The 23,608-nt window shown below is 34.5% G+C and carries 23 protein-coding genes; 4 read left to right on the forward strand and 19 right to left on the reverse strand.

Annotated elements, in window-relative coordinates; all coding sequences use genetic code 11:
- Nucleotide 1 precedes the first annotated feature (1 nt).
- The 12 genes from IGL93_RS07695 to IGL93_RS07750 all read right to left on the reverse strand — a co-directional run bounded on the left by IGL93_RS07695 (nucleotide 2) and on the right by IGL93_RS07750 (nucleotide 13,314).
- Nucleotides 2-1,945 carry a BglG family transcription antiterminator gene (locus IGL93_RS07695; protein ID WP_010775932.1) on the reverse strand — a complete coding sequence of 648 codons (1,944 nt, stop codon included), beginning with the start codon at nucleotides 1,943-1,945 and terminating at the stop codon, nucleotides 2-4.
- A 286-nt stretch (nucleotides 1,946-2,231) separates the two neighbouring features.
- Nucleotides 2,232-3,431: a SpaA isopeptide-forming pilin-related protein gene (locus tag IGL93_RS07700; protein WP_010775933.1), complete on the reverse strand. Its 1,200-nt coding sequence runs from the start codon at nucleotides 3,429-3,431 to the stop codon at nucleotides 2,232-2,234.
- A gap of 197 nt (nucleotides 3,432-3,628) precedes the next feature.
- Entirely contained in the window at nucleotides 3,629-4,489 is an 861-nt protein-coding gene (locus tag IGL93_RS07705; RefSeq protein ID WP_010775934.1) for a hypothetical protein, read from the reverse strand.
- Nucleotides 4,476-4,979, reverse strand: a complete 504-nt coding sequence (locus tag IGL93_RS07710; protein WP_010775935.1) for a Mov34/MPN/PAD-1 family protein — start codon at nucleotides 4,977-4,979, stop codon at nucleotides 4,476-4,478. The genes IGL93_RS07705 and IGL93_RS07710 overlap by 14 nt, the downstream gene beginning before the upstream one ends.
- On the reverse strand, nucleotides 4,963-6,621 hold the full coding sequence (locus IGL93_RS07715; RefSeq protein ID WP_010775936.1) for a ThiF family adenylyltransferase: 1,659 nt from the start codon (nucleotides 6,619-6,621) through the stop codon (nucleotides 4,963-4,965). Before IGL93_RS07715 ends, IGL93_RS07710 begins: the two co-directional genes overlap by 17 nt.
- The gene (locus tag IGL93_RS07720; RefSeq protein WP_033789351.1) at nucleotides 6,584-7,597 is read right to left on the reverse strand and encodes a cyclic GMP-AMP synthase DncV-like nucleotidyltransferase; all 1,014 of its coding nucleotides are present in this window, start codon (nucleotides 7,595-7,597) and stop codon (nucleotides 6,584-6,586) included. Before IGL93_RS07720 ends, IGL93_RS07715 begins: the two co-directional genes overlap by 38 nt.
- 425 nt (nucleotides 7,598-8,022) lie before the next feature.
- A complete protein-coding gene (locus tag IGL93_RS07725; RefSeq protein ID WP_033789354.1) occupies nucleotides 8,023-8,883 on the reverse strand; it encodes a hypothetical protein in 861 nt (286 codons plus the stop codon).
- Nucleotides 8,884-9,113: 230 nt separating this feature from the next.
- The gene (locus IGL93_RS07730) at nucleotides 9,114-9,758 is read right to left on the reverse strand and encodes a hypothetical protein (RefSeq protein ID WP_010775939.1); all 645 of its coding nucleotides are present in this window, start codon (nucleotides 9,756-9,758) and stop codon (nucleotides 9,114-9,116) included.
- A gap of 341 nt (nucleotides 9,759-10,099) precedes the next feature.
- The gene (gene rplS, locus IGL93_RS07735) at nucleotides 10,100-10,447 is read right to left on the reverse strand and encodes a 50S ribosomal protein L19 (RefSeq protein WP_002357176.1); all 348 of its coding nucleotides are present in this window, start codon (nucleotides 10,445-10,447) and stop codon (nucleotides 10,100-10,102) included.
- Nucleotides 10,448-10,590: 143 nt separating this feature from the next.
- A complete protein-coding gene (gene trmD, locus IGL93_RS07740) occupies nucleotides 10,591-11,331 on the reverse strand; it encodes a tRNA (guanosine(37)-N1)-methyltransferase TrmD (protein WP_002381776.1) in 741 nt (246 codons plus the stop codon).
- Nucleotides 11,321-11,845, reverse strand: coding sequence for a ribosome maturation factor RimM (gene rimM, locus IGL93_RS07745; protein ID WP_010713301.1), 525 nt, complete (start codon nucleotides 11,843-11,845; stop codon nucleotides 11,321-11,323). The genes trmD and rimM overlap by 11 nt, the downstream gene beginning before the upstream one ends.
- Before the next feature lie 107 nt (nucleotides 11,846-11,952).
- A complete protein-coding gene (locus tag IGL93_RS07750; protein ID WP_002360069.1) occupies nucleotides 11,953-13,314 on the reverse strand; it encodes an Nramp family divalent metal transporter in 1,362 nt (453 codons plus the stop codon).
- A gap of 197 nt (nucleotides 13,315-13,511) precedes the next feature.
- Here IGL93_RS07750 and IGL93_RS07755 point away from each other — a divergent pair, with 197 nt between their 5' ends.
- The 3 genes from IGL93_RS07755 (at nucleotide 13,512) to IGL93_RS07765 (ending at nucleotide 16,619) form a co-directional block, all read left to right on the forward strand.
- Complete coding sequence (locus IGL93_RS07755) at nucleotides 13,512-13,886, forward strand: VOC family protein (RefSeq protein ID WP_002381774.1); 375 nt, start codon at nucleotides 13,512-13,514, stop codon at nucleotides 13,884-13,886.
- A 221-nt stretch (nucleotides 13,887-14,107) separates the two neighbouring features.
- Nucleotides 14,108-14,716 carry a TVP38/TMEM64 family protein gene (locus IGL93_RS07760; RefSeq protein ID WP_002383106.1) on the forward strand — a complete coding sequence of 203 codons (609 nt, stop codon included), beginning with the start codon at nucleotides 14,108-14,110 and terminating at the stop codon, nucleotides 14,714-14,716.
- 100 nt (nucleotides 14,717-14,816) lie between these two features.
- Nucleotides 14,817-16,619, forward strand: coding sequence for a glycerophosphoryl diester phosphodiesterase membrane domain-containing protein (locus IGL93_RS07765; RefSeq protein WP_002364138.1), 1,803 nt, complete (start codon nucleotides 14,817-14,819; stop codon nucleotides 16,617-16,619).
- Nucleotides 16,620-16,664: 45 nt separating this feature from the next.
- Here IGL93_RS07765 and IGL93_RS07770 read toward each other — a convergent pair whose 3' ends face one another.
- The 5 genes from IGL93_RS07770 to IGL93_RS07790 form a co-directional block, all read right to left on the reverse strand.
- A complete protein-coding gene (locus tag IGL93_RS07770) occupies nucleotides 16,665-17,351 on the reverse strand; it encodes a Bax inhibitor-1/YccA family protein (protein ID WP_002357165.1) in 687 nt (228 codons plus the stop codon).
- A complete protein-coding gene (locus IGL93_RS07775; protein WP_002357164.1) occupies nucleotides 17,344-17,829 on the reverse strand; it encodes a MaoC/PaaZ C-terminal domain-containing protein in 486 nt (161 codons plus the stop codon). The genes IGL93_RS07770 and IGL93_RS07775 overlap by 8 nt, the downstream gene beginning before the upstream one ends.
- 196 nt (nucleotides 17,830-18,025) lie before the next feature.
- Nucleotides 18,026-19,363, reverse strand: a complete 1,338-nt coding sequence (murC, locus tag IGL93_RS07780) for a UDP-N-acetylmuramate--L-alanine ligase (RefSeq protein WP_002357163.1) — start codon at nucleotides 19,361-19,363, stop codon at nucleotides 18,026-18,028.
- 153 nt (nucleotides 19,364-19,516) lie between these two features.
- A complete protein-coding gene (locus tag IGL93_RS07785; RefSeq protein ID WP_002360064.1) occupies nucleotides 19,517-20,470 on the reverse strand; it encodes a hypothetical protein in 954 nt (317 codons plus the stop codon).
- A 116-nt stretch (nucleotides 20,471-20,586) separates the two neighbouring features.
- On the reverse strand, nucleotides 20,587-21,546 hold the full coding sequence (locus IGL93_RS07790) for an aromatic acid exporter family protein (protein WP_002360063.1): 960 nt from the start codon (nucleotides 21,544-21,546) through the stop codon (nucleotides 20,587-20,589).
- Between the two features lie 102 nt (nucleotides 21,547-21,648).
- On the opposite strand from IGL93_RS07790, the gene IGL93_RS07795 reads away from it, so the two are divergent.
- A complete protein-coding gene (locus IGL93_RS07795; RefSeq protein WP_010713300.1) occupies nucleotides 21,649-22,260 on the forward strand; it encodes an FUSC family protein in 612 nt (203 codons plus the stop codon).
- Nucleotides 22,261-22,300: 40 nt separating this feature from the next.
- Here the strand turns inward: IGL93_RS07795 and IGL93_RS07800 are convergent, their stop codons facing one another.
- On the reverse strand, nucleotides 22,301-23,182 hold the full coding sequence (locus IGL93_RS07800; RefSeq protein WP_002365792.1) for an ROK family protein: 882 nt from the start codon (nucleotides 23,180-23,182) through the stop codon (nucleotides 22,301-22,303).
- A 2-nt stretch (nucleotides 23,183-23,184) separates the two neighbouring features.
- Entirely contained in the window at nucleotides 23,185-23,487 is a 303-nt protein-coding gene (gene yidD / locus IGL93_RS07805; protein ID WP_002357157.1) for a membrane protein insertion efficiency factor YidD, read from the reverse strand.
- Nucleotides 23,488-23,608 lie beyond the last annotated feature (121 nt).

Consider the following 23,608-nt stretch of genomic DNA (forward strand, 5'->3'; position numbering starts at 1 on the left):
TTTAGTTTCCTCCAGTACTAAAAATTTGTAGCATTTGCACAGAATCGTTGACTTTCACAAGCGCATCAACTTTCTTTTTCTCATCAATAAATTGATAGAGTTCTTCGACAACTTCGCGAATCTCTTGTAAGTCTTCTTCACTGAGATTTACCATAATAATCAATTTGACCGTGCGATCTCCCCAATTAATCGATTTCTTAAGTGATACAATATAAATATGAGACTTAAGAATCGTCGTTGGATCTGCATGAGGTAATGCAACACCACTTTCCAAATTGGTATTCCCAATATCCTCTCTCTCAAAAACCGATTTCCGAAATGTAGGCAATACTAGTTTTCTTTTTTCTAGTTCATCTATCATGCTATTTAAACAATCAGCTTTATCAGAAAAAAGATTTTGCAAGCTAATAAGTTTAAGATTGACATATTTACTCAACACATCTACTTCAAAATTTCTATCTAATGAATCAGATAGTCCAAAAGGTGCTCCTTGAATGAGATACTTTGTATATGCCTCCATGATCTTGATATAGTCTTGATTACTAACTAAAGGTGTAACTTTTACAAAAGGAGTTTTTGACTGTGGAATATCAATCGAGCTGATAATCAAGTCAATATTTTCTTTGTCACTTTTATTAAATCTCTCCAATGTCGATATCTCCACATTATCATGGGCTGGAATGAACTTACGAACCTTTGAATAAATAAATTGAGCTGAAGACATTCCATATTGACAAATAATGACAATATTGCTTGCTTTGGATTGACGATCCAAGGCAATTTGGAAATGGATCAAAATAAACGAAATCTCGTCATCATTCAAAATCACATTATACTGTTGTTCCACAATAACTAATGCATACCAAACAATACTGAAAAGCTCAGAATATTGGTCACGAATATTCTCCAATAAAGGATTTTCAATGTGAATTCCACGTTTTAAACGAAGAATCATAGCAGGTATATGATATAATAGTGAATTGAAAAGGTGCTCATCCTGAGTCAGATCAATTTTTTCAATTTTACTCATTCTAGAAATCAAACGGTACACTAAATCTACATATTTTTCATCACTAGCTTTCACTTCAGTAGTAACTCGATGGGCAAAAAGTTGACGAGATAAATAGTCTTTATCAGCTTCACTAAAATTCAGAACAGTCTCTTGAGATAATCGTTCAGACATGTCATTAGCAACCACAAACGTTTCCATATATCGTATACTACTAAATAGGTAATCATCCTCTCCTTCAACATGATACCCCATTTGAATACGACGGCATTGAATCAAGAGAGTTGTCAAAAGTGATTCCATATAATAGTCAGAAACATTCTCAGTGAGTTCTCTAAAATTCTTGTGTAGAATTTTTGATACGATATCCACTAATTGTTTCTCAAAAAAGTGGTATAATTTTGCATTGACAGATTTTTCTTCTATCAAATTTGAAAAATGTGTTACTAGCTGCTTAATTGCTAGCTGAATCTCATTCTCTGCCCCCTGACTAGTCAATCCATCATTATTTGATATTATTTCAATCCCATGCGATACAATGATTTCATTTATAATTTTTAAATCGTTATAAAGTGAGGTCTTACTGACTAAATATTGCTCAGCAAGAGATTCTAATGTCGGATTATCCTCTTCAAAAAATACACTTTGAATAATTTTGACTCGTCTATTTACAGGTGACAGCTGGTCTTGCGAAAGCTCACTTTCTAGCTCTTTTAAAAAGTTGCTTTTTGCACTATGTTCACCTGACAAGTGGATACCTAAAGAAGGTAACCTTTCTATTTCAACAGAATAAGGTTGAATGAAAAGTCTAAGTGTTTCTAAATCTTGAAATACGGTTTTAGTTGAGACAGACAATTTTTTACTATAGAAAGAAGCAGGTAAAAATTTATCATGTTCAATTAGCAAGCGCGCAAGTTTTATTTGCCTTTCGTTCATGGATATCACCTTTCTGTTAGCTAACGTTCTTCTTTACATATCTAAGATAACATGATAAATTAGCCCTAACAATTACATAAGTTTCTTTATCCATTGTGGAAGTGAATTAAAAATTTTCAGTTTAATCTCGCTTACATATTTTTTCTATGTATATGAAGAACACTAATCAAAAATATTTTATTCTTTGTTTTATGATTTATTTTTAATGTTCAATTTTAAATGTTTTTGCTCTTTTGGCAAGAAACCAGTTCATTTTCTTTTGGACTTCTTAACTTAAGATAATATATTAGTTGACCATCAAAATTCTACTACATAAATAAATTTTCAAGAGAAAATGAGGAACATAATCAAAGATGATGTCATGTAGCTTCCCATAATCAGAATCAGTAGTAGTAACAGTAGTAGCTTTCTGACCTGTCTTTTTTAATTTTAATAACCCTTGTTGGGCTTTATTTCCAAAAATCACTTCGATTGTTTTGTTTGCTTCAATCGTGATTTCCTTTGATTCACCTTTATTCACAAACCCCTTACTGGCAGTGACCTCCGTAATTTTTATTTTTGTTCCTGCTTTCACTCCATCAATCTGTGCCAAACCGTTCGTGTCAGTGACAATCTCTTGTGTTTGTCCGTTATATTCAAATTTCATTTTGGTATTAGGTACAGCTTTTCCAGTATCTTCATCTACTTTTTTCAGTTTGACATTGCCATTTAGATTCACTTTAACATTCAGATTCATTTCTCCAGCATTGGATAATTTGAATGTGGCTACAGTCTGTTCACCAGGTTTCTTATAGATGAAGCTTTGACCCACTTGATCTTTTGGCACCATACTGTATTGCAGCTTACCAGACTCTTTAGAACTAGCCGTAGCAGTTAATTTCAGGATATTTCCGTTTTTTTCAATTTTTAGATTTGCGGAATTTTCTAAGAGATTGCCATATTTTGATAAAACATTGTTTGTATCTGTCAATGTGATAGAATCTCCAACATTCAAGGTAATGTTCTGATTCGCAAAACTTGGCTTAATTTTATGATTAGCTACTTTTGTTAGAATTTCATTTTTGCGATTTGCATAGTTTGGAAGTTGTGTAGTTAATAGCGTATCGCCAAACTCCTCCCATATGATGTTTTGAGTAATACCATAATTTTCCATTGTAGGACTGACTTGATACCCATAGTAGGAAATCAAAGATAGACGTTCTTTTTCTGTACTATTTAGTTCTGATGGTGTAAATCCTGAGCCACCGTTCAATAAAACACCATGTTCAATACAAAAAGCAGGTTGATTATCCGCTTTGATCAGATGCACGCCAGTGTCCGTCCAGTGTAAGCCCCCTAGTGAAGCAACATGCCAAGTCGAAACATAATCTCCAATTTTTTCATAATTGACCGAAGCTGCAAAAGCCGTAATTGGGGTAATAAAAAAAGCAATCATCACTGTGAGTACACCCACTAGCGAAATTGCTTGTCGTTTTTTCTTATTCATTTGTTTTCTCCTTAAGATTAATATTGAAAGTGTTCTTATTACTGGTGGATCTCTTATACCATGTTCTATTTTTTCATCTCCAATCCTATTACAAATTTACAGCAAATATAGGTGTTGATCATACTCATCAAGATGTATTACCTGAAACAATATAAAAAGAGCTATACGAGCTCTTTCTATTTTAATATTCCATTATATTAAATAACTTTGATAGCCTTCCTGTATTTCTTATCTTTTCCACATTGAACTACGTAAACATTTTTTATCGGAAATCTGTCAAAAAATCTAAAACAAGAAGTTATTATATTTAAATTATTTTTAGGGCTAGCTGTTGAAAATACATATACATTTTTATCACGAGCAATTAGCTGAACACTTTTTCTTATTTCATTAACAAATGGCTTATTCAAATATCTTAACTGTTCTTTATTGACAGTAGACCTAACTATTATTGTAGGATTATATTTAAACTCATTACTAATCTGGTTAATATCAATTTGATAAGTATCACATATTAATAAATTAACATTAGGAGATTCATTTAGCAAATCCATATTCAGTTTTTCTACTTCAACAGTCTCTTCATCAGCTCTTAGAACAACATCAGCTATGTTTTCGTAATGCATGTCCCAAATATCCTCAATGATTTCAGGAAATGTTCCTCTCAAGACGAGTTTAAATTGCATACCAATTGGAATTCCCGCTAATTGTAGTTTTTTATACCCCAATATTTTAGAAGCAAACCAAAAAGTTATATACCAGTGCTCATAATAAATATTACCGTTAGAGTTAAAAAGCTGTTCATTGTTTCTTTTACGAATAATACTCAATAGTTGTAAAATGATAACAAAGCTTAGAATCAAAGAAATGCTGGTATTTAAATAAGAACACAATTCTGAAATCAAATCTTTTTTTTCTACACCAAGAAGTAATTGAAGTATAGAATTAGTCAGATAATTACTTGATTTATTCAAAAAAAAGAATATAACTATTGGAGTCAAAAATATAGGGAGCCATACTTTTACTAATGCATACAACTTTGTTTTAATGTTGTTCACCCACCTTTTTCACTAATTTTGTAGCTCTTTTAAATATAGTGGTCATGTCTACACACCACACTCCTATTTCCTTTCTCCCAACAATTATAAATATCATGTACCTTGCTCCTGGACGTTCTTTCTTTCTACTTTTTTTCCAGTCCTTCCAATCTGTAATAGATGGAGTTACATAGTCTTGAGGATGTGTGTGCCAAGTTCCTAAAAAAAATGATTTCTCAACCTCAGCCTTCTCAAGAAAATTGATATGAGCATTATCCTTGATCATAAAATGTGTGCTACTCTTCCTATCTTCTTTTTGTGGTATTGTTACATCTTCAACGATTATTGAACTACTTTTCTTATTTTCATAGCCTAGTAGAAAGCCACCACTCTCAGGATCACTAAATTTTTTTTGAGTATGAGAAAGCAAAGTATTGATCACTTGAGCATGAATAATCAACTCATTTCCATCAGGAAGTAAGTATTTAATTAATCTATTTGAATGAATCACAAAAATCACATCCCAAATTTTTACTAATTGTACATTCAGTAATTCCGGTATTAATACTTGATTTAATTGCAAAAGGTTCTGAGTCTCCTAAAGCTTTTTCTAAGGCAAACAAGACCCCATTAGTCGCTGACAAAAGTGTTCTATTACCATATTTCATTCGTGTACCCCCACATCCATCATTTAACCACCTATTATCTTGATCCAAAACTTCTTCAGGAGACAATAATTTCTCTACATATTTTTTCCCACAAGTATAACATATTTTGCTGTTGTCATAAGATACTAAAGTATAACTATCAATAGCATTCTGATCCAACCAAACATACATTACAACTATATTTAGATTCAATTTTGATAACATTTTTGAAATATCATGTTGTTGATCAGTTGAACCTATACAAAAAACTAAGTATTCAATATGAAATTCTACAATATAGTTTTGAAGATTTTTTTCTGAGATCATTTCACTGACATAATTAATGGATATCTCCGGATGTTTTTGTTCCAAAGTAAATTTTAAAGCTTCAGTTTTTTTGTAGCCAATAAAACCAGAATCAAGTCTATGGCGGAATAGATTTTCTGAACTAAAGTAATCACTATCAAATAGCGATAAATTTTTAACTCCTGCATTTAGCAATTCGCTAGCCACATAGGCTCCAAGAGATCCAACACCTACAATTCCGACTTTATGCTCTATAACTTCATTTCCAATAGATTTGTTTAAATATAAAAAATCATTACGAAATAAAGTAAAAGGCTCTACAGATAAAACATTGTCAATTAATTTTTCAGTCAATTTTGCTGCACCAGCATTTTTAAAATTAACTCTACATCCAAAAAGAATTTTTTGGTCAGTTTTAGGCAAAGAAAAATATAAGTCAATTTTCATTTTTCTAATAGTGTAATTTTTTATCTTTTCATAAACCTTAGGAGCAATTTTATTGACTTGCCCATTTTCTAAAATATTCAAAATATCTTTTGAAGTCCAATGGTGATTAGTAGTTGGCGGTAAAATTCCTTCTATATTGATTAATGGAATGTAGAAAGCCATAGTGTTAATTTTTTTCCATTTAGATATATCATTCAATTTGGTATCTTGGCTAAGCACACGAGTTTGTCCATCTTTAATATAATAATCTAACTGTTGAAATGAATCATTACAGTTTATAAATAAATTTGGGTAAAAATTTGATTGAATTGAATGGGCTGCTGAATTCCAATAATATAGAAATTCCTTTTGAAACTCCTCTTCTATCTCATTTGCGCTTAGCTCACATAATCTTTGTAGACTCTCCAATATAAACTCAAATTTTTCTTCTAGTGATAAATCAGAGAATACTAGCTTTTCTTTTTGATATAAACAAATGTATCGGTAATCAATACCAGATATTTCTATACTAGACAACATAAAATGTGGAAAATCTTCTTCACAATTATTAGCCCATACATATGGCATATCTCCATTAAAATCATAATCTATTTCAAATAACATACAGGTGAATTCATGATTTTTACAATCTTTAAACTCTACAAGTCCATCTTTTTCTTTTACGAAACTAAAATTTTCAAATTTTTCTATTGATGAGCGGAAACGAGATACATTATTATCCAAAACTGTGTTCTGGTTTGACTTTTGTTGCATATGATTTAACTTCCTTTTCAGGTATTTCGAACTCTTCTCCCAAGATTTTTACTATATATTTAGCTGCATCATGATCATTATCACATTCTAAAGCGTTTGTCAGATTTTCGACAGCTCTATTAAATCGTTTATAAAATGTAATAGCATGGTTCTCAGAGTTTTCAAATTTTTTGAAAACATCAGAATAAGGCCGAACGGGTAAGTTTTTTTTGATGGAAGCAGAAATTACATTTCCATTGATATCTTTAACAACTGTAAACTCCCTTAAAATTGATTCGCACAAATTTTTAAAAGCTATTAAATCAGAGTCATTCTTTTGATATAGATCAACTGCTAGAAGTGTTAATCCAATACTTGGAGGACGTTTTTCTGTAGTATCATTGTCAGTGTAAACCTCCTGTTTCCACTTCTTTAAAAATCTAATCAACCTTCTTAATTGCCCACCTTCATTTGAGCTTAGCTTAGCTAAAATGTATTCATTTAATCCTTTAGGATCTGCTATTTCCCAACTATAACTTCCATGTTGTTTACCTCTAGCCAAATAGAATGAACCACCATATTCGGCATACATTGGAAAATCTAAGTGTAGCCAATCCTCCCCCTGTCGAATATAATCAACAGTTATGCAAGGTTCTTTGATTTTAGGCACCCGTTTCCCAGAAATTTCTAAAGCAGATTTCCCTAACTTCTTTATTTCTCTAGTATCTTCATTATCATAGATGTTTAGTGGAAAGCTGACTCCTTGATCTAAGTCAATATCTCCATCTTTTGATTTAATTGTTGTACCTAGCTTAAAACTTCCTTGCATTATAAAATTTATCTCACTTGATTTTAAATCAATATTTTTCTCTTGGCATAGCTCTGGAAATTTCACTTTAAAATCCTTTTTTAGCATATCTCTTTTTGTTCTCAGCGCCTCACTTTCACCTTCTATTTGGATATTTTTGTTAAAATTTTCAAATTCTTTCTGCAGCATAATAGTATCCCTCCAAGTTTACGAACGAGCGTTCTTTTAAGTCAATTATACATCAAAAAAAATTTCTTACAGGTATAAAATCATTACCAATTATTACATTATCGTTACAATAATTTCTAAAAGAATCTTACATCTCTTTACAAGAAAAATATACAACAAAAAAAACATCCTCTTTTTTGAGAATGCTTTTTATGCTAATATCATCAAAATTTTTGAGCAACACTTCTGCTATCAACTTGCTAACAATTGAGTGTCTTTTTTTGTATTGTAGCTACCACTAGCCTCCAAATGAAGCGATCAAACAATTGGCTATATAGCAAGAAAACTTCCATTTCAATCCTTTTCAGCTAAAAAGAATCTTTATCATAGTCTATACTTCTCATCAGTCAGTAAATAAAAGGCAATTATCAACTTATATCTCTAATTTATTCAGTATCTTGAATAAGCTTACTAAAAAATAAATCTTTGTAAATGGACTGTTCATGGAATGATAGATATTTGAATTTACCATCTTTCTTTCCAAAATAACCTCTAAAATATATTTTAATTTCTTCATCACTATCTGCATATTTTGAAATAATTTCTTTATTTTGTCTCATTGCTCTATCCTTATTTGTAAAAATTGGATTTTCAGGAAAATCAGAAAAGACTACTTTAAGTATTGTTTTCTTAAATATAGTAATTTTCCCTACACCCATGTAAATTCTAATTCTATTTCCCACACTTGTTTCTGAGGAGGGAACAAATAATTCATTCAAAGAGATCAATTCATCCTTTATTCTAACTTGTTGCCAATCATTATCAATCATCGGATCATAATATAGCTCAACAAAACTCGCAAGTGAATAGATATTTCTAGTTTCTCTAATTGTTCCATTTTTTGTAGTACTATTTGTTTCATTTGTCACTATTATTCCACTCTTATCTTCAACTTCTGTTTTAATAGTCGATGCTACTTTATTTAGAGATTGTGACATACGAATGGTACCATCTTTTTGAATTGTTTTTTTAGCCAATTCATGTTCAGTACTAATTTGTTCTTTTCTATCGGCAACCGTTATTTCTGAACAATCTATATTATGCAGTGCTTCACGACAAGAAGTGGTAAAGTAAAATCGTTTCCCTTTTGGTTCACCAAAATTTATACAGGTTAACTGAATTGCACAGTTAGGGTCTATACAATGAAAAGCCTTTTTATCCGTTATTTCACCCTTCATTGACTTCCTATAAGCCACTTTTGCTGATACCTCTTCACCAAGCTCTTCACTGAATGCTCTCTCTACCATAAACTATCACCTTCAACATGTTTTTAATCACATTATGTCATTTTTGTTTGAACAATTCATGAAATAATATAGCGCTTTCTGAGAATAATAAACAATATAAGAATCACCTACTTTTTAATAAATTTTTGCTATCTTTCAAATTAGGATCAAAGTAGAAAACTATGCTATACTCAACATTACAATTCACATATTTTAAATAGAAAATAGTTCTATTATTTGTTAACAAATAATTACTTAAAGTTTTTAGTCAATTTCTCAATTTTCAAAGTCCTATAATCAAAACCAATCTCTTCCATTAATTCTTCCCAAGACTTTCCTGTTTTCCTCATAATTGTATCCACTGATGGTAATTGATCTGATTTCGTTCTATTTCTAAACTCGCTCATTGATAGATTTTCTTCCAAACCTAATCGGATAATCTCATTCCTTAATTCAAAAAGAAGTTCAAAATTGGAAACTGATTCTACTGATTCTCTTTTAAAGAAAGGTTTAATATCATCAAATCGTTTTTTCAAAGTATCTAACGAAGGAATAGTTTTATTTCCAACAGTGCTTCTCTCATAAGCTCTTTGAGAACATATTCCTTCTTCTTTAATAAATGTCACAACGATTTCTTGCAATTCATCAGTGGGTATTTTCGACCAACGATATCTCTCTAATCTATTTTCACCTAGTTGAATCAATAACTTATCCCAAGAGCCAAATCTCTCTTGGATAAACCACAAACTAGGGACTTCTTTAGGAAATTCTTTTAATTTTTGTTGATACTTTCTCACAGAATCAATTTGATGTTTTTCAATGAATTGCAAAATAATTTGCATTAACTTCAAATCATTTTCTTGCTTCCAAATTACTCTCTTATCATTATTTTTCATAATAGATGTCTCCTTAACTATACTATAGAGAATATAGTTCTATCATCCTTTTTAGCAGCCGCTGGGTACGCATCGGCTTCTGTCTCCCTTCTTAGCAAGTCAACCTCAACCTTGCTAAATTCGGAGGTTCGTATTGGTATTTTCGGATGACTTTTGTCGTCAGCGCAATCGTTAAATTTAGCCCACATTTGACTACCTATGTTGTCAAAATAGGACAATCTAGGACAATTACATACTAAAACACCTTTTTTACGAAATTTAGGAATAAAGACAAATAGAAAAAGCCCTTGATAGACAAGGACTTTTCACATTCGAAATTTGATAGATAGTCAGAGACTTTCTTATCTTCTGATTTCTTTGATACGAGCTGCTTTTCCGTGTAATGCGCGTAAGTAGTAAAGTTTTGCACGACGTACTTTACCGTAGCGAACCACTTCAATTTGAGCAACACGTGGTGTGTGTAATGGGAATGTACGTTCCACACCAACACCATTTGAAACTTTACGTACTGTATAAGTTTCGCTGATTCCAGCACCACGGCGTTTAATTACAACACCTTCGAATAACTGGATACGTTCACGAGTACCTTCGACTACTTTCGCATGAACGCGAACAGTGTCACCAGGGCGGAACGCAGGAATATCCGTACGTAATTGTTCTTGTGTTAATTCTTGAATTAATGGATTCATTTTATCCTTCTCCTTATTCCCAAATATTCTTATGGTCACTTCTGCCACAGCGGAATATTGTAATAGTTAGAGCGCATTGCACTCACCAAATTAGTTTACCACAGACAAAATAAGCTGTAAAGAGAATTTTCTTGAAAGTTCCCTTATTTTTGCTCTTCTTGTTTAATTTCTTCTAATAACTTCAACATTTCAGGCGTCATTTCTACTGATTCCAACATGTCAGGTCGACGCAAAAAGGTCCGTCGTAATGATTCTTTTAGTTGCCATTCTGCAATTAATTTATGGTTCCCATTCGTTAGCACGGCAGGGACTTCCATATCATTGAAAATAGCAGGTCTGGTATATTGTGGATGCTCTAATAGGCCAGTGGAATGTGAATCCGTCTGTGCAGAAAGATTGTTACCTAAGACATCAGGTAATAAACGGACTGTCGCATCAATCATGACCATTGCGCCTAATTCGCCCCCTGTTAAAACGTAGTCCCCCAATGAAACTTCATCTGTGACCATCGTGCGAATTCGCTCATCATAGCCTTCATAATGTCCACAAATAAAAACTAAATGTTCTTCTTGTGAAAATTCCTCGGCCATTTTTTGATTAAACGGTTTTCCTGCTGGATCTAATAAGATGACCCGTTTTGGTTGCTGGTTTGTCTCTTCTTCAATTGCTTTTAGGTTATCATAGATCGGTTGTACTTTTAAAAGCATCCCCGCGCCACCACCATACGGATAATCATCGACCGTTTGGTGTTTGTTATCTGAAAAATCGCGAAAATTAGAGACATTCAATTCTAATAACTGCTTTTCCCGAGCTTTCCCAATAATTGATTCCCCCATTGGTCCTTCAAACATTCTAGGAAAAAGAGTTAATACATCAATTCTCATCGTCAATCAATCCTTCTGGAATGTCCACATCAATCCGTTGATTTTCGACATCGACTTTTGTAACAACGCCTTCAATATACGGTAAAAGTAAATCTTTTTTCTTTGGTCGTTGGACGACCCACACATCATTCGCACCAGGAGATAAAATTTCTTTAATTTTTCCCAGATCACTACCGGTTTCATCATAAACAGTGGCACCAATGATTTGGTGATAATAAAATTCGTCCTCTGCCAATTCAGCGAGATTGTCTTTTGCAACTTTTAAAATACCGTCACGATATTTTTCAACATCGTTGATATTTGGATGTCCTTCAAAGCTTAAAATGTCAAAATTCTTATGCTTGCGGTGGGACTTCACGACCAATTCAATTGGTGCTTTTTTCTCTTGAAATAGCAGTAACGTTGCCCCTTTTTGATAACGTTCTTCTGGAAAATCCGTTTTCGAAATGACCCGAACTTCTCCTTTGATTCCTTGTGTGTTCACAATTTTTCCTACATTTAAATAATCTGTCACGTGAAAGCCTCTCTTCCTTGTATTTCATCTTTCCTATTCTACCATTTCTTACGCGCAAATTCTATGAAAAAACAAAGGCCAACTTTTCCAGTCAGCCTTTGTTTTTATTAATTCGTTAAACCAGTTAATGTGCCATAAATTAAAAATAAATTCAATAACGTCAAGGCAATTGCAATAATCCAAGCTAAAAATTTCACCCACGCTGGATTCGCAAATTGGCCCATTAATTTTTTATCACTTGTATACATCGTTAAAGGAATAATCGACACTGGCAAAGCAATACTTAGGAAAACTTGCGTATAAAGCAACAAGTCTTCAACAGCCGTTTCGCTACCGCCATAAATAATGACACAGATAATGACTGGCACAATTGCTAACAAACGAGTTAACACTCGTCTTGCCCACAACGGCATTTTTAAATGGATAAAGCCTTCCATTACAATTTGTCCTGACAGCGTACCTGTAATCGTTGAATTTTGACCCGAAGCCAGTAAAGCAATTGCAAAAAGAATACTTAACACTGGGCTAGCAATATTACCAACAATATCTGGATTTTTCAGAGCATCAAATAAATCAACAAATTTACCTAATTCACTGTTGGTTCCATAAAATAATGCTCCTCCTAAAATTAACAACAAACAATTTACGACAAAAGCGACAGTTAATTGAATATTTGAATCCCAAGTAGTGAAACGAATTGCTTTGGCTTTCTCAGCATCATCGTTACGATCAAATTTCCGAGCTTGCGCAATGGAAGAATGCAAATATAAGTTATGAGGCATGACTGTCGCTCCAACGATTCCCAAGGCTAAAAATAACATGGATTTATCTGTCGCTATTTTTGTGTCTGGAATAAAACCTCGTAATACTTCACCAACATTTGGATCTGCTAATGCCACTTCATAAGCAAAAACAAAAAAGATGACTGCAATTAAACAAGAAACAATTGCTTCGATTTTGCGAAAGCCTAACTTTGTCAGTAGCAAAAGTAATAAAACATCAAACGTTGTTATCAACACACCAATTAATAATGGAAAACCAAATAATAATTGCAAAGCAACGGCACCACCAATTACCTCAGCGATATCTGTTGCCATTATGGCTAACTCCGTCACCACCCACAAGGCAACGCCCGTTCGTTTACTTGTATGCTCTCTAGTCGCTTGAGCTAAATCCATTCCTGTCACGATTCCTAAGCGTGCAGCCATACTTTGTAGTAACATGGCAACTAAACTAGAAAGTAAAATCACACTAAGTAACGTGTACTTATATTCCGCTCCGCCAGCAATTGACGTAATCCAATTTCCTGGATCCATATAACCAACAGCCACTAAAGCGCCAGGTCCGCTATAGGCTAACAAAGTTCGCCAAAAGCTTGCGTTTTTAGGTACCTCGACGGTATTATTTATCTCTTCTAAACTAGGTCCATTTGCATAATTAAGCATTTTTTCCGTTTTCTTTTCTTTCATCCAACATCCCTCAATCTATCTTGTTCACACATTTCACTTTTAGGTACACCTAAAACTAGTTAACATAATTATAGTCTTCTTATTCTTCGTTGTAAACTGTTACATTCTAATTTTTTTAAGCACTCTCGCTATAAATCGTTTGGTTTTTACCAAAAAATCCCTTACACTTATTTTATCATAGATCGGAGGTTATGAGGATGAAGTTAGATATGGTCGGTATTATCGTCAACGATATGACACAAGCACTCTCTTTTTACCAAACGCTAGGTTTTAACGTGCTGGGAGAAGCTTCGCCTGATTACACAGAATTACAAAACAATGGCGTCAGGATTTCTTTAAATTCACTACAAATGATTACTGGTGTCTATGGGTTTGCGCCTAGCCAACAAGGCGATAAAATTGAACTTGCTTTTCTTTGTGAAACGGCCGCAGAAGTTGATAACACCGTGAAAAAAATGAGCCAAGCTGGTTACATTGTTTTTAAAGAACCTTGGAATGCACCTTGGGGCCAACGATACGCAATCATTAAAGACGTGGATGCAAATTTAATTTCACTCTTTGCCCCTCTATAATATTACTAAAAAATGCGCCACTTTCGTTTCTTTTACTCTCTTTCGAAAGATCAGTGCAGAATGGGTCTTAAGTAGGATGTCTTTTCTGTCTCTTTTTTTGTATAATAAACTTATCAAATGATGCGTATCTTACAACTTTGTTCGTTTGCAGAAAGAACAAACGATGTTTTTTATTGATAAAAAGTTATATACTAAAAGTACGATGAGTATAACTAAAGGAGATGAGAAATGTGAGTGTTACCCTATCTAGAAAAATTGTTAATATTATTTCCATTTTGGGCATTGTTGCAACCATAATTGCAACCATCTATTTTATCCGATTAGGTGTCTTCAAGGACATCAATGCACTAAGAGGACTAGTAGGGCAATCTGTCATTCTCGGTCCGATTATTTTCATGTTAATTCAGATTATTCAAGTGGTTATTCCGATTATTCCTGGTGGTGTTAGCTGTGCTGCAGGGGTCTTGATTTTCGGACCAACAATGGGCTTCGTCTATAATTACGTTGGTATTGCACTTGGCTCTATTATCATTTTCTTATTAGGTCGTAATTATGGGAAGCCATTCATTATGAGCCTTGTCAGTGATAAAACATATAACAAGTATATCGGTTGGTTAGACAATGAAAAACGTTTTGAACGATTGTTTGCTTTAGCAATTTTCTTCCCGATTGCACCGGATGATGCGCTTTGTTTAATGGCCGGTTTAACAAAAATGTCTGTGAAAAAATTTACTCTGATTATTTTATTAGCAAAACCTGCTTCTATCTATTTATATAGTCTTGCGTTAATTTATGGCGGTACATTTTTAACTAGCTTACTGGGAATGTAAAATAAATAAAAAAGCGAACGGACTAAATCAAAACTCTGCCTGTGTCAGTTTGATTTAGTCCTTTTATTATGGAATTTTGGTAGAAACTGGGGGACTTTTGATGTTTAGTTATTTTAAAAATAGTATTGTGAATACGCTAGATTTTCTTAAAGGGACAACGGCGTATTTTCGCGATGTGCTCTTGATGCACGGATTTATGTTATTCGTTCTATTGCCTTTATTGACAAGTTTGTCCAAATTGGTACTCAAAGAAGGTGGGATTGATTATATTTCCTACGATAACTTAGGGGCAATTGCTACGCAACATCCCTATGTCCTTTTGACTTTTCTACTAATTGGGCTGTTAATTTTACTGGCGCTCTTTTTTGAATTTACCTTTTTATTGCTTAGTGTTTATTTTATTAAGAAAAAGCAACCAATTACTCTAACGCAATTATTGCACGGCACCTTGCTTCAGATCAAAAAAGTTCGAGGAATTACCTTTCTGTTTTTCCTGGCATATTTCTTTTTGATTTTACCATTAAGTGGGTTAACCTTCCGCTCTTATTTATTAACAAGAGTTAAGATTCCAGCCTTTATCTTAGATTTTATTTTTGCAAATCGCGTCATTATTATTATTGGTTTCGTATTGTTAGAACTGATTATCTTATATTTAGCGATTCGACTTGCTTTTGCCCTTCCAGAGTTGATTTTACGTGATGTTGGTTTTCGTGAGTCTTTAAAACGTAGTTGGCAAATTACAAAGCGACGCTTTTTCCAGATTTTAGGACAATTTATTATCATTGGTGGAACTGTTTTAGGGATTTTTACGGCTGGCTATTTCTTGATATTTTTAGGTCAAACCGCCGTCGAAACGTTTAAACCTGAGTGGTCTTTACCTAGCGCTGTCATCGCTATGACACTCCTTCAGGTTATGATGCTCTTAAACTTGGTGTTGTCTAGTGTTGCTATTTTTTACATTATTGTTGATGATATGGAGGATGAAGGGATTTTGCCTGACACGCCAGAATGGTTCACCCCGAAATCAGAGGTTCGGGTAGAATGGACCACCTTCAGAGTCGTTCTTTTTTGTTTGATTGCAATCATCTTCGGAATTGGTGTAGGCACCTATAATACGAATTACCTAAGTCATACACCTGACCGAAAACCGGTTACCATCTCCCATCGTGGTGTCAATGGTAACAATGGCGTTCAAAACACCTTAGACTCTTTAATCGAGACCAATAAGGCAAAACCTGATTATGTTGAAATGGATATTCAAGAAACCAAAGACCATCAATTTATTGTCATGCACGATTTTAATTTACGGGCGTTAACGGGCGTTAATAAACGACCGAATCAATTAACACTTAAAGAATTAACGAATATGAATGTCACAGAAAATGGTCAAACTGCTAAAATGGTTTCTTTCGATGATTATTTAGCCAAAGCCAATCAATTAAAACAACGTTTATTAATTGAAATCAAAACCACGCCTCAGGATAGCCCTGATTTAGTACAGCGTTTTGTCAAACAATACCGCGAAAATATTTTAGAAAACGGTCATATCCTTCATACCTTAACCTATGATACGGCGATGGCCTTAAAGAAAGAAGAACCACGCTTTTATGTAGGCTACGTTATTCCTTTCAACATTGTGGGACCGCCTAAAATGCCAGTTGACTTTTTTACTATGGAATACAGTACAATGAATCGTAACTTTGTAAATGCCGCTCATCATGATGGGAAAAAGGTTTATGCTTGGACAGCAAATGATGAAGATGTTATGACACGAATGATTTTTTATGGCGTCGATGGCATCATTACCGATCAGCTCAGTCTACTGAACGAAACAATGAAAACCGATTTAGAAAACCCAACATACTCCGATAAACTGTTGAATTTCGCTATTGGAATGGGTTAAAAAAAGAGCCAATCTGCTGAGCAGATTGGCTCTTTTACGTTCATGTTAGTTGTTTTTACCAAAAATTCTTAAGAAAGCTAAGAATAAGTTGATGAAGTCAAGATATAATTGTAATGCGAAGAAAACGGCCATCCCAGTACCTGCTTGATCACCTGTTTGCGCATAGACTTGGCGTATACGTTGGTTATCATAAGCAGTAATCCCTGAGAAAATTAGAACCATTAAAATGGAAATAAAGAATTCTACAGCATTACTGTGTAAAAGGAACATATTTAGCAACATCGCAATGATAATTCCGATTAAGGCACTATAAGCGGCATGACCAACTGCTGATAGGTCTTTCTTCGTAAAGACACCTACTAATGACATCGCGCCAAAGGTAGCTGCTGCACTTAAAAATGCGCCGGCCACTGTTCCACCAGTATACATTAATAACGTCACGGATAAAGTGACACCATTTAATAATGCATACGCAACAAATCCTGCAATCGCAATGGTTGGATTCTTCTGTGCTTTTGCGCCTAGATATAAAACTAAGCCAATTTCAACAAGCCAAATCATCCAAAAAGCTAAGCTTGATTGGAATAAAGTAGCTAGAACGGGTAAAAAGACAGTTGTCATTGCATAAGCCATGATTGCGCTAATACCAATTCCTAACGCTAAAAATCCGTAAATTTTGGCATAAAATTTATTCAAACCTGTGCCAGTTTGGATATACTCTTGATTATTCATAAGTTAAAGTCCCTTCTTTCTCTGTTAGTTCATCAATCGTCACTTGGGGTGGTTGAACCATCACCACTGCATCTAACACGCGATTTTCTTGCTCATTAACAGCCTCAACTGAAATGGTAATCACATCTTTCATTTTGTCGACTTTGATTACTTCTAATTGGAAAGTCAATGTTTCGTAATGAAAAACGGGTTCCACAAAGTTCACAGAGAAATTCACAACATGGGAACCTGGTCCTGGCAAATGTTTAGAAATCGCACTAGTGATAATTCCCATCAGCATAATTGATGGTACGATTGGTTTTTCATATTCTGTTTTTTGGGCATAATCATGTTGGATATATAAAGGATTCGCATCATTGGTCAAGCCCAAGTAAAGTAATAAGTCCTTGTCTTCAATTGACTCTGTCAAGGACAACGAATCTCCCTCTTCGATATCTTCGATGGTTTTGCCTAATTTTCTCGGTTTTCCGATATTCAAATTAGTACACCTCCGTTATTGATAAGATAATTGTACCAAAATGTACTTAAAAGGCAAGTTAAAAAGTAGTCTTTAAAGGATGTTTAAACAAAACCAACTTATCTACCATGCTAGATTTTAAAAACAAACAACGGAACAGGAGCAGCTTCTTATTTTTTGAAGCCAGATACCCCTGTCCCGATTTTGTTTCTTTTTATTATAAAACGTTTCTAGTTGTGTTACTTAGTAATGTTTCGTAAGCTTGTTCAAATTTCTGAACATCGCCAGCGCCCATAAAGACAACCACTGCATTTTCAAAATCTAGTAAAGGCGACACATTATCTTCGGTAATTACTTGTCCACCTTTTTGAATTTTTTCACCTAAATCTTCAATGCGTACCTCGCCTTGTGTTTCACGCGCAGAGCCAAAAATATTACATAAGAATACTTCATCTGCTAAATCCAGTGCTTCAGCAAATTCATCCATTAAGGCAATTGTTCGTGTAAATGTATGTGGCTGGAAGACAGCAATAATTTCTTTGTCAGGATATTTTTGACGAGCGCCATCAATCGTTGCTTTAATTTCGGCTGGATGGTGCGCATAATCATCAACAATAATCATGTCACTGACTTTTTTCTCGCTAAAACGACGTTTTACACCTTTAAAACTTAGCATTTCTTCTGCGACTTTTTGCATATCAAGTTTTTCAAAATAAGCCACAGCAATCACACCTAGCGCATTCATGATATTGTGATGGCCAAATGCTGGTAAGACAAAATGACCTACAAAATCATCCTTGTGATAAACATCAAAAGATGAGCCTTCCGTTGTTCGTTGAATATTTCGTGCTTGGATATCATCCTCTTCGCTGACACCATAATAATAAACTGGCACTTCTGATTCTAACTGGCGAAGATACTTATCATCACCATAAGCAAAAATTCCTTTTTTGACTTGATGAGCCATTGTTTGGAACGCTGAAAAAACGTCCTCAATGCTCTTGTAGTAATCTGGATGATCAAAATCGATATTCGTCATAATCGCATAATCTGGTGAATAAGCCAAGAAATGACGGCGATATTCACACGCTTCAAATGCAAAGAAATCAGCATCTGGTTCGCCGTGGCCAGTGCCATCCCCTATTAAATAACTAGTTGGATTGATACCACTTAATACATGTGCTAGCAAACCAGTCGTACTTGTTTTCCCATGTGACCCTGTTACAGCAATGCTTGTGTACGGTTCGATAAAACGAGCAATGAAATCGTGGTAACGAATTACTTCTGCGCCTAATTCGATGGCGCGGGCGATTTCCTCATGGGTATCTGGAAAAGCATTTCCAGCAATAACAATCATGTCTTTATCAATATTATCTGCATTAAATGGTAAAATAGGGACACCTGATTTTTCAAGATCCCGTTGTGTAAAGAAATACTCTTCTACGTCTGATCCTTGAACGTTGTAGCCTTTTTGGTGTAAGACCAACGCTAATGAGCTCATGCCAGAACCTTTAATTCCGACAAAATGGTATAATTTGTTCTCTTGATTTCCCATTATAATCCTCTTCTCTGTCACTATATAAAACATACCTTTTTTAAAAAATTTCAATCATACGAGATTCATTATCGTATAAAACAAAAAAATAATCAACTATTAAAACAGAATAAAAAACTTACATGTTTCAATTCCACATGCAAGTTTCATCTCTTAACTAAAATATTTACTGTTTTCTAATACAGAACTTGAATCTTCTAGCATCCCACTTAATGGTTTATCCAAGATGCCCTTTTTCTTCTCTTCTGTCACAGGTGCTTCCGGCTCCACTTGAGCATTCGCTTTAGCTAATTTTTTCCCATAAGCAGTTTGACTTTTAGCATTTTTCTTTGCGGCATTCAAACGGGAACGCGAACGTAAATCTAACGCATCTTCGCCAAAACGTTCTAAGTCTGGTTTGATTTGTTGATATTGTCGTCTAGTTAAAGGAATCTCAGGTTCTGAGGTTGGAATATTAAATTTCCGCACCGTTGGATCTTCTTCCGTATCTTTCACTTGAAAAGCCGTTGGTTCATCATCAAGAATCACATATGAACGACGATCTTTTTTCATTGCTTTTAGCAACTCTTCTTCAGTAAAACTAGGTTCCTGTTCCTCAGGAATCACAGAAGCCGGGATATATTTAGGAACAAAATAAGAAGGTGTCGTTTTCTGCACTAATGGTGATGCGGCAGGTCTACTTGGTTTCGCTACGACTTCTTTTTTTTTATACGTTTGTGTCCAGCCATTTCCTTTTGGCGTCCCAAAAAGGCTATTATTTTTTTTCGTTGCTTGTTTATTTTTCGTTGCTTTACTAGCATGTTTTGTGTAGTCTGGCAAATTAGAACGATGACGTGCTAATTGCTCTTGTTGTGCTGCCGTTAATTGTTGTGTTTGTTTATTTGTAGTTGATTGATTCGTTGTTGGTTGTTGGACGGATGGTGTGCTTTGTCTAGTATCTTCGGCAGATGTTGCAGTTCTTCTGCTACCAGACATTGCTTTACCAATCAGATCATCTTGAAATAAGTTACGTTCATTATCTGTTGGTAATTTTACGCCCTGTTCATCATCATACGCTGGAAAACGGAAATGTTTTCTCTTCACTTGAGCATTATCCATTGCGGTCATTCCTTTTATTTTTCTTTCTCATTAGTTTAACACATTCTCAATGAATACTAAAGAACTTGCCTGAATTTTTAAGAGAACAAAAAAGAAACCTCTGTTTAAAAAGGTTTCTTTTTTGTTTATTTATCTAGTTGTAATTTGGCAAAGTCCGCTTTGACTTGAATGAATGACTGAAACAATTGTAAAAACTGAAAGAGCCGCGCCCGATTTTCAAATTCACTTCTTGTTTGCGGCAATGGTTTTGTGCGATAGGTTTCATAAACGGTCTTAATTCGATTCATAATTTCTTGTCCATCATTATTCTCTGCAAATGTTTCTGCCGTATATTCCAATAATTGTTGAATATAGCGAACTTGTTGCGCATCAACAGTAATATCTTCTAATAATTCCAACATGTTTTTTAGAATATTACTTTGCATTTTTCTCATCGCAAAGTACTCTAAATAGTACGTATTGGTAGACAGCAATTGATTCTCGGCATGATTTTTGGCCCACGTCTCGCCTGTGCGAATAAAGGTTTTTAAATCTGCACAATGCATGACCAAATTTCGCTCTCCTGCAGCGTTGTTTAAATGTAGCGCCATTTCCCTTAAAATTTTACGAAACATTGTTTCAATGACTTCTTGGTCTTCTCTTAAACGTTTTTCTGTATCAGGCATATAAGAATTAGCTAATAACGCTAGTCCCACACCAATACTCATTAATAAAAATTCATTTCCAATAATCGCCCAAGAAAGATTTTTTTCGACTAAATAATGAGTTACCAAAACGGAACTCACAACAATACCATCAGATAATTGAAAATACACAGCTGCTGGAATAAATAATAACAAAAAAATACCAAAAGCAATCGCTGTAAAACCTAAAAAAGTAAAACAAATATACGCTAAAATAGTTGCTAAAGCTAAGGATAACAAACGATAAATTCCTGTCATGACAGATGTTTTTTTCGTGCTAGTAACACTTAAAACTGAAATAATCCCTGCCGAAGGGGCATAAAGTAATCCCAGTTTTTCCGCAATAATCATTGCTAATGCAGCGCTAATGGCTGTCTTGACTGTTCGTAAACCAATTTTCATGCATACTCCCCTTAAAAAATAATAATTCTTCACTTTTCTCTAGTAATTTTACCTCTATTTCGGTTATCATTAAAGAGAAAAGTTATTTAGGAGCGAATATTTATGATAGTGGGTCGATTTCGTTTAGGCATGCGAACGTTAAAAACAGCAATTGCTGTCATGCTGTGTATTCTTTTATTTCAATTTTTCCATCGTGGCTCACCTATGATTGCCTGTTTAGCAGCTGTTTTTTCGCTAAGACAAGATTTAAATACCAGTTTGTCTTTTGGAAAATCGCGCATTATTGGAAACACATTGGGTGGCTTTTTAGCTTTGCTTTATGTATTAGCACAAGATTATTTTCCTAATCAACACTTAGTAGAATTACTGCTACTACCACTTTTAGTCATTATCGTCATCGTTGTTTCTGATGGGATTAATAACAATGCTGGAATCATTTCTGCAACTGCGACACTTTTAATGATTTCTTTAAGTATTCCGCAAAGCGATTCCTTTCAATATGCAATGGAACGTGTGTTGGATACATTCATTGGGACCTTTATAGCGATTGGTTTAAACGTCTTTTTACAACCTAAGCCAGCAGAAGAAGCCCATGAAATTTCTGAAGATTTAGCTGAATTAGAAAAGAAAGAAAAAGAACTAGAAGCTTTACGCCAACAAGTTCAAGCGCGGATTGACGCAGAAGAAAGCACTGACGACAAGGCAAATAAATAAAGAAACAGCCGATTGAAGAGAATAACAATCGGCTGTTTCTTTATAGTTCCCAATTCGTTTTTGCTTGAAAGTTGGCGGCTGCGCCAATCAAGTTGGCATCATTTTGATAATGGCAGGTCACGATTTCTGGAACAAAATCTTTTAATTCAAAGGTCTGTAAATGCGTTAGCATCCGGCGATTAATCTCTGCTAATAAGCCTTCTTTAGCAGAAACACCGCCTCCAAGTACAATCATTTCAGGATCATAAGAAAACTGTAAGCCGAATAATCCTTGTGTTAAATAATCATAAAAATTATTGACTTCTTCGCGAGCAACCTCATCCCCTCGTTGTGCCAGTTCAAAAACTTCTTCTCCTGTCACCGCCTGTTTTTCGACTCCGATTCGTTCACAATAGCGCTGAGCCATCTTGACAGCTGTGCCAATTTCACTGAATGTTTGGCCATTACTTAAAAAGTTCAGTCCAAACTCGCCTCCATATAAATGAGCGCCTTTGTACAATTCACCATTGCGAAAAATCGCTCCGCCAATTCCTGTCCCAATAACGACAAAAAGCACTTCTTTTTTTCCTTTCGCCGCGCCTTCATATATCTCAGCTAAACCAGCACAATTCGCATCATTTTCGATAGTCACTGGTAAGCCAAACAACGCTTCTAATTCTTCATAAATGTTAAAATGATGAATATATGGAATGGCGGAAATCCCTAAAATCTGTTGACTTTTTTCGTCAACTACTCCAGGTGAACTAAAAGCAACACCACTAATCGACTCATTTCTTTTGTCTGCATAAACCGAATATAAATGCGCTTTCATTTCTTCCCAAGAGCCAGGTGTTGGAAAGCTCCCTTGATTTGTTAATTCTTTGCCTGTCCAAACGCCGTATTTCACGGAAGAACCGCCAAGATCAAATGCTAAAATTGCCATATTTATCCATCCTTTTCTACTTCTGTTTTCTTATTTCTTCGATACGTATACGGTCCATGATAGGTCTCATCAGGATTTTTCGTCAAGCGAAATTTCAACGGAACATAGTCAATGCCGCCTTTAACAAAAGGATGACATCGTAAAATCCGTGCTACCCCCATCGTTGTTCCTTTGACACTTCCATGTGTATGAATTGCATCAATCATATATTGTGAACACGTTGGGTAATAGCGACAACGTGCAGGCAATCCTGGAGAAATAAATCGTTGATAAAAACGAACACCGCCGATTAACGGATTTTTCATAAAGTGCCTTCTTTCTAACTAATTCTTACTAAAGAATAGCTTGTTTTTTCATGTTTGGCAAGTCTTAGTTACGAGAAATTACACCAGGTGCACCTATGACGAATTCTTACATTTCTGTTGC

This window comes from Enterococcus sp. DIV1328a, assembly GCF_050536905.1.
In the GTDB taxonomy this organism is placed as follows: Bacteria; Bacillota; Bacilli; order Lactobacillales; family Enterococcaceae; genus Enterococcus; species Enterococcus faecalis.

Coding starts and splice junctions, on each gene's coding strand:
- IGL93_RS07785 (WP_002360064.1), bottom strand. CDS start 20,470: ATGACCGCAATGGATAATGCTCAAGTGAAGAGAAAACATTTCCGTTTT.
- IGL93_RS07755 (WP_002381774.1), top strand. CDS start 13,512: ATGAAGTTAGATATGGTCGGTATTATCGTCAACGATATGACACAAGCA.
- IGL93_RS07770 (WP_002357165.1), bottom strand. CDS start 17,351: ATGAATAATCAAGAGTATATCCAAACTGGCACAGGTTTGAATAAATTT.
- IGL93_RS07795 (WP_010713300.1), top strand. CDS start 21,649: ATGATAGTGGGTCGATTTCGTTTAGGCATGCGAACGTTAAAAACAGCA.
- IGL93_RS07715 (WP_010775936.1), bottom strand. CDS start 6,621: ATGCAACAAAAGTCAAACCAGAACACAGTTTTGGATAATAATGTATCT.
- IGL93_RS07695 (WP_010775932.1), bottom strand. CDS start 1,945: ATGAACGAAAGGCAAATAAAACTTGCGCGCTTGCTAATTGAACATGAT.
- murC (WP_002357163.1), bottom strand. CDS start 19,363: ATGGGAAATCAAGAGAACAAATTATACCATTTTGTCGGAATTAAAGGT.
- IGL93_RS07750 (WP_002360069.1), bottom strand. CDS start 13,314: ATGAAAGAAAAGAAAACGGAAAAAATGCTTAATTATGCAAATGGACCT.
- IGL93_RS07790 (WP_002360063.1), bottom strand. CDS start 21,546: ATGAAAATTGGTTTACGAACAGTCAAGACAGCCATTAGCGCTGCATTA.
- IGL93_RS07725 (WP_033789354.1), bottom strand. CDS start 8,883: ATGGTAGAGAGAGCATTCAGTGAAGAGCTTGGTGAAGAGGTATCAGCA.
- IGL93_RS07765 (WP_002364138.1), top strand. CDS start 14,817: ATGTTTAGTTATTTTAAAAATAGTATTGTGAATACGCTAGATTTTCTT.
- IGL93_RS07720 (WP_033789351.1), bottom strand. CDS start 7,597: ATGCTGCAGAAAGAATTTGAAAATTTTAACAAAAATATCCAAATAGAA.
- IGL93_RS07800 (WP_002365792.1), bottom strand. CDS start 23,182: ATGGCAATTTTAGCATTTGATCTTGGCGGTTCTTCCGTGAAATACGGC.
- IGL93_RS07700 (WP_010775933.1), bottom strand. CDS start 3,431: ATGAATAAGAAAAAACGACAAGCAATTTCGCTAGTGGGTGTACTCACA.
- trmD (WP_002381776.1), bottom strand. CDS start 11,331: ATGAGAATTGATGTATTAACTCTTTTTCCTAGAATGTTTGAAGGACCA.
- rplS (WP_002357176.1), bottom strand. CDS start 10,447: ATGAATCCATTAATTCAAGAATTAACACAAGAACAATTACGTACGGAT.
- IGL93_RS07730 (WP_010775939.1), bottom strand. CDS start 9,758: ATGAAAAATAATGATAAGAGAGTAATTTGGAAGCAAGAAAATGATTTG.
- yidD (WP_002357157.1), bottom strand. CDS start 23,487: ATGAAAAATCCGTTAATCGGCGGTGTTCGTTTTTATCAACGATTTATT.
- IGL93_RS07760 (WP_002383106.1), top strand. CDS start 14,108: ATGAGAAATGTGAGTGTTACCCTATCTAGAAAAATTGTTAATATTATT.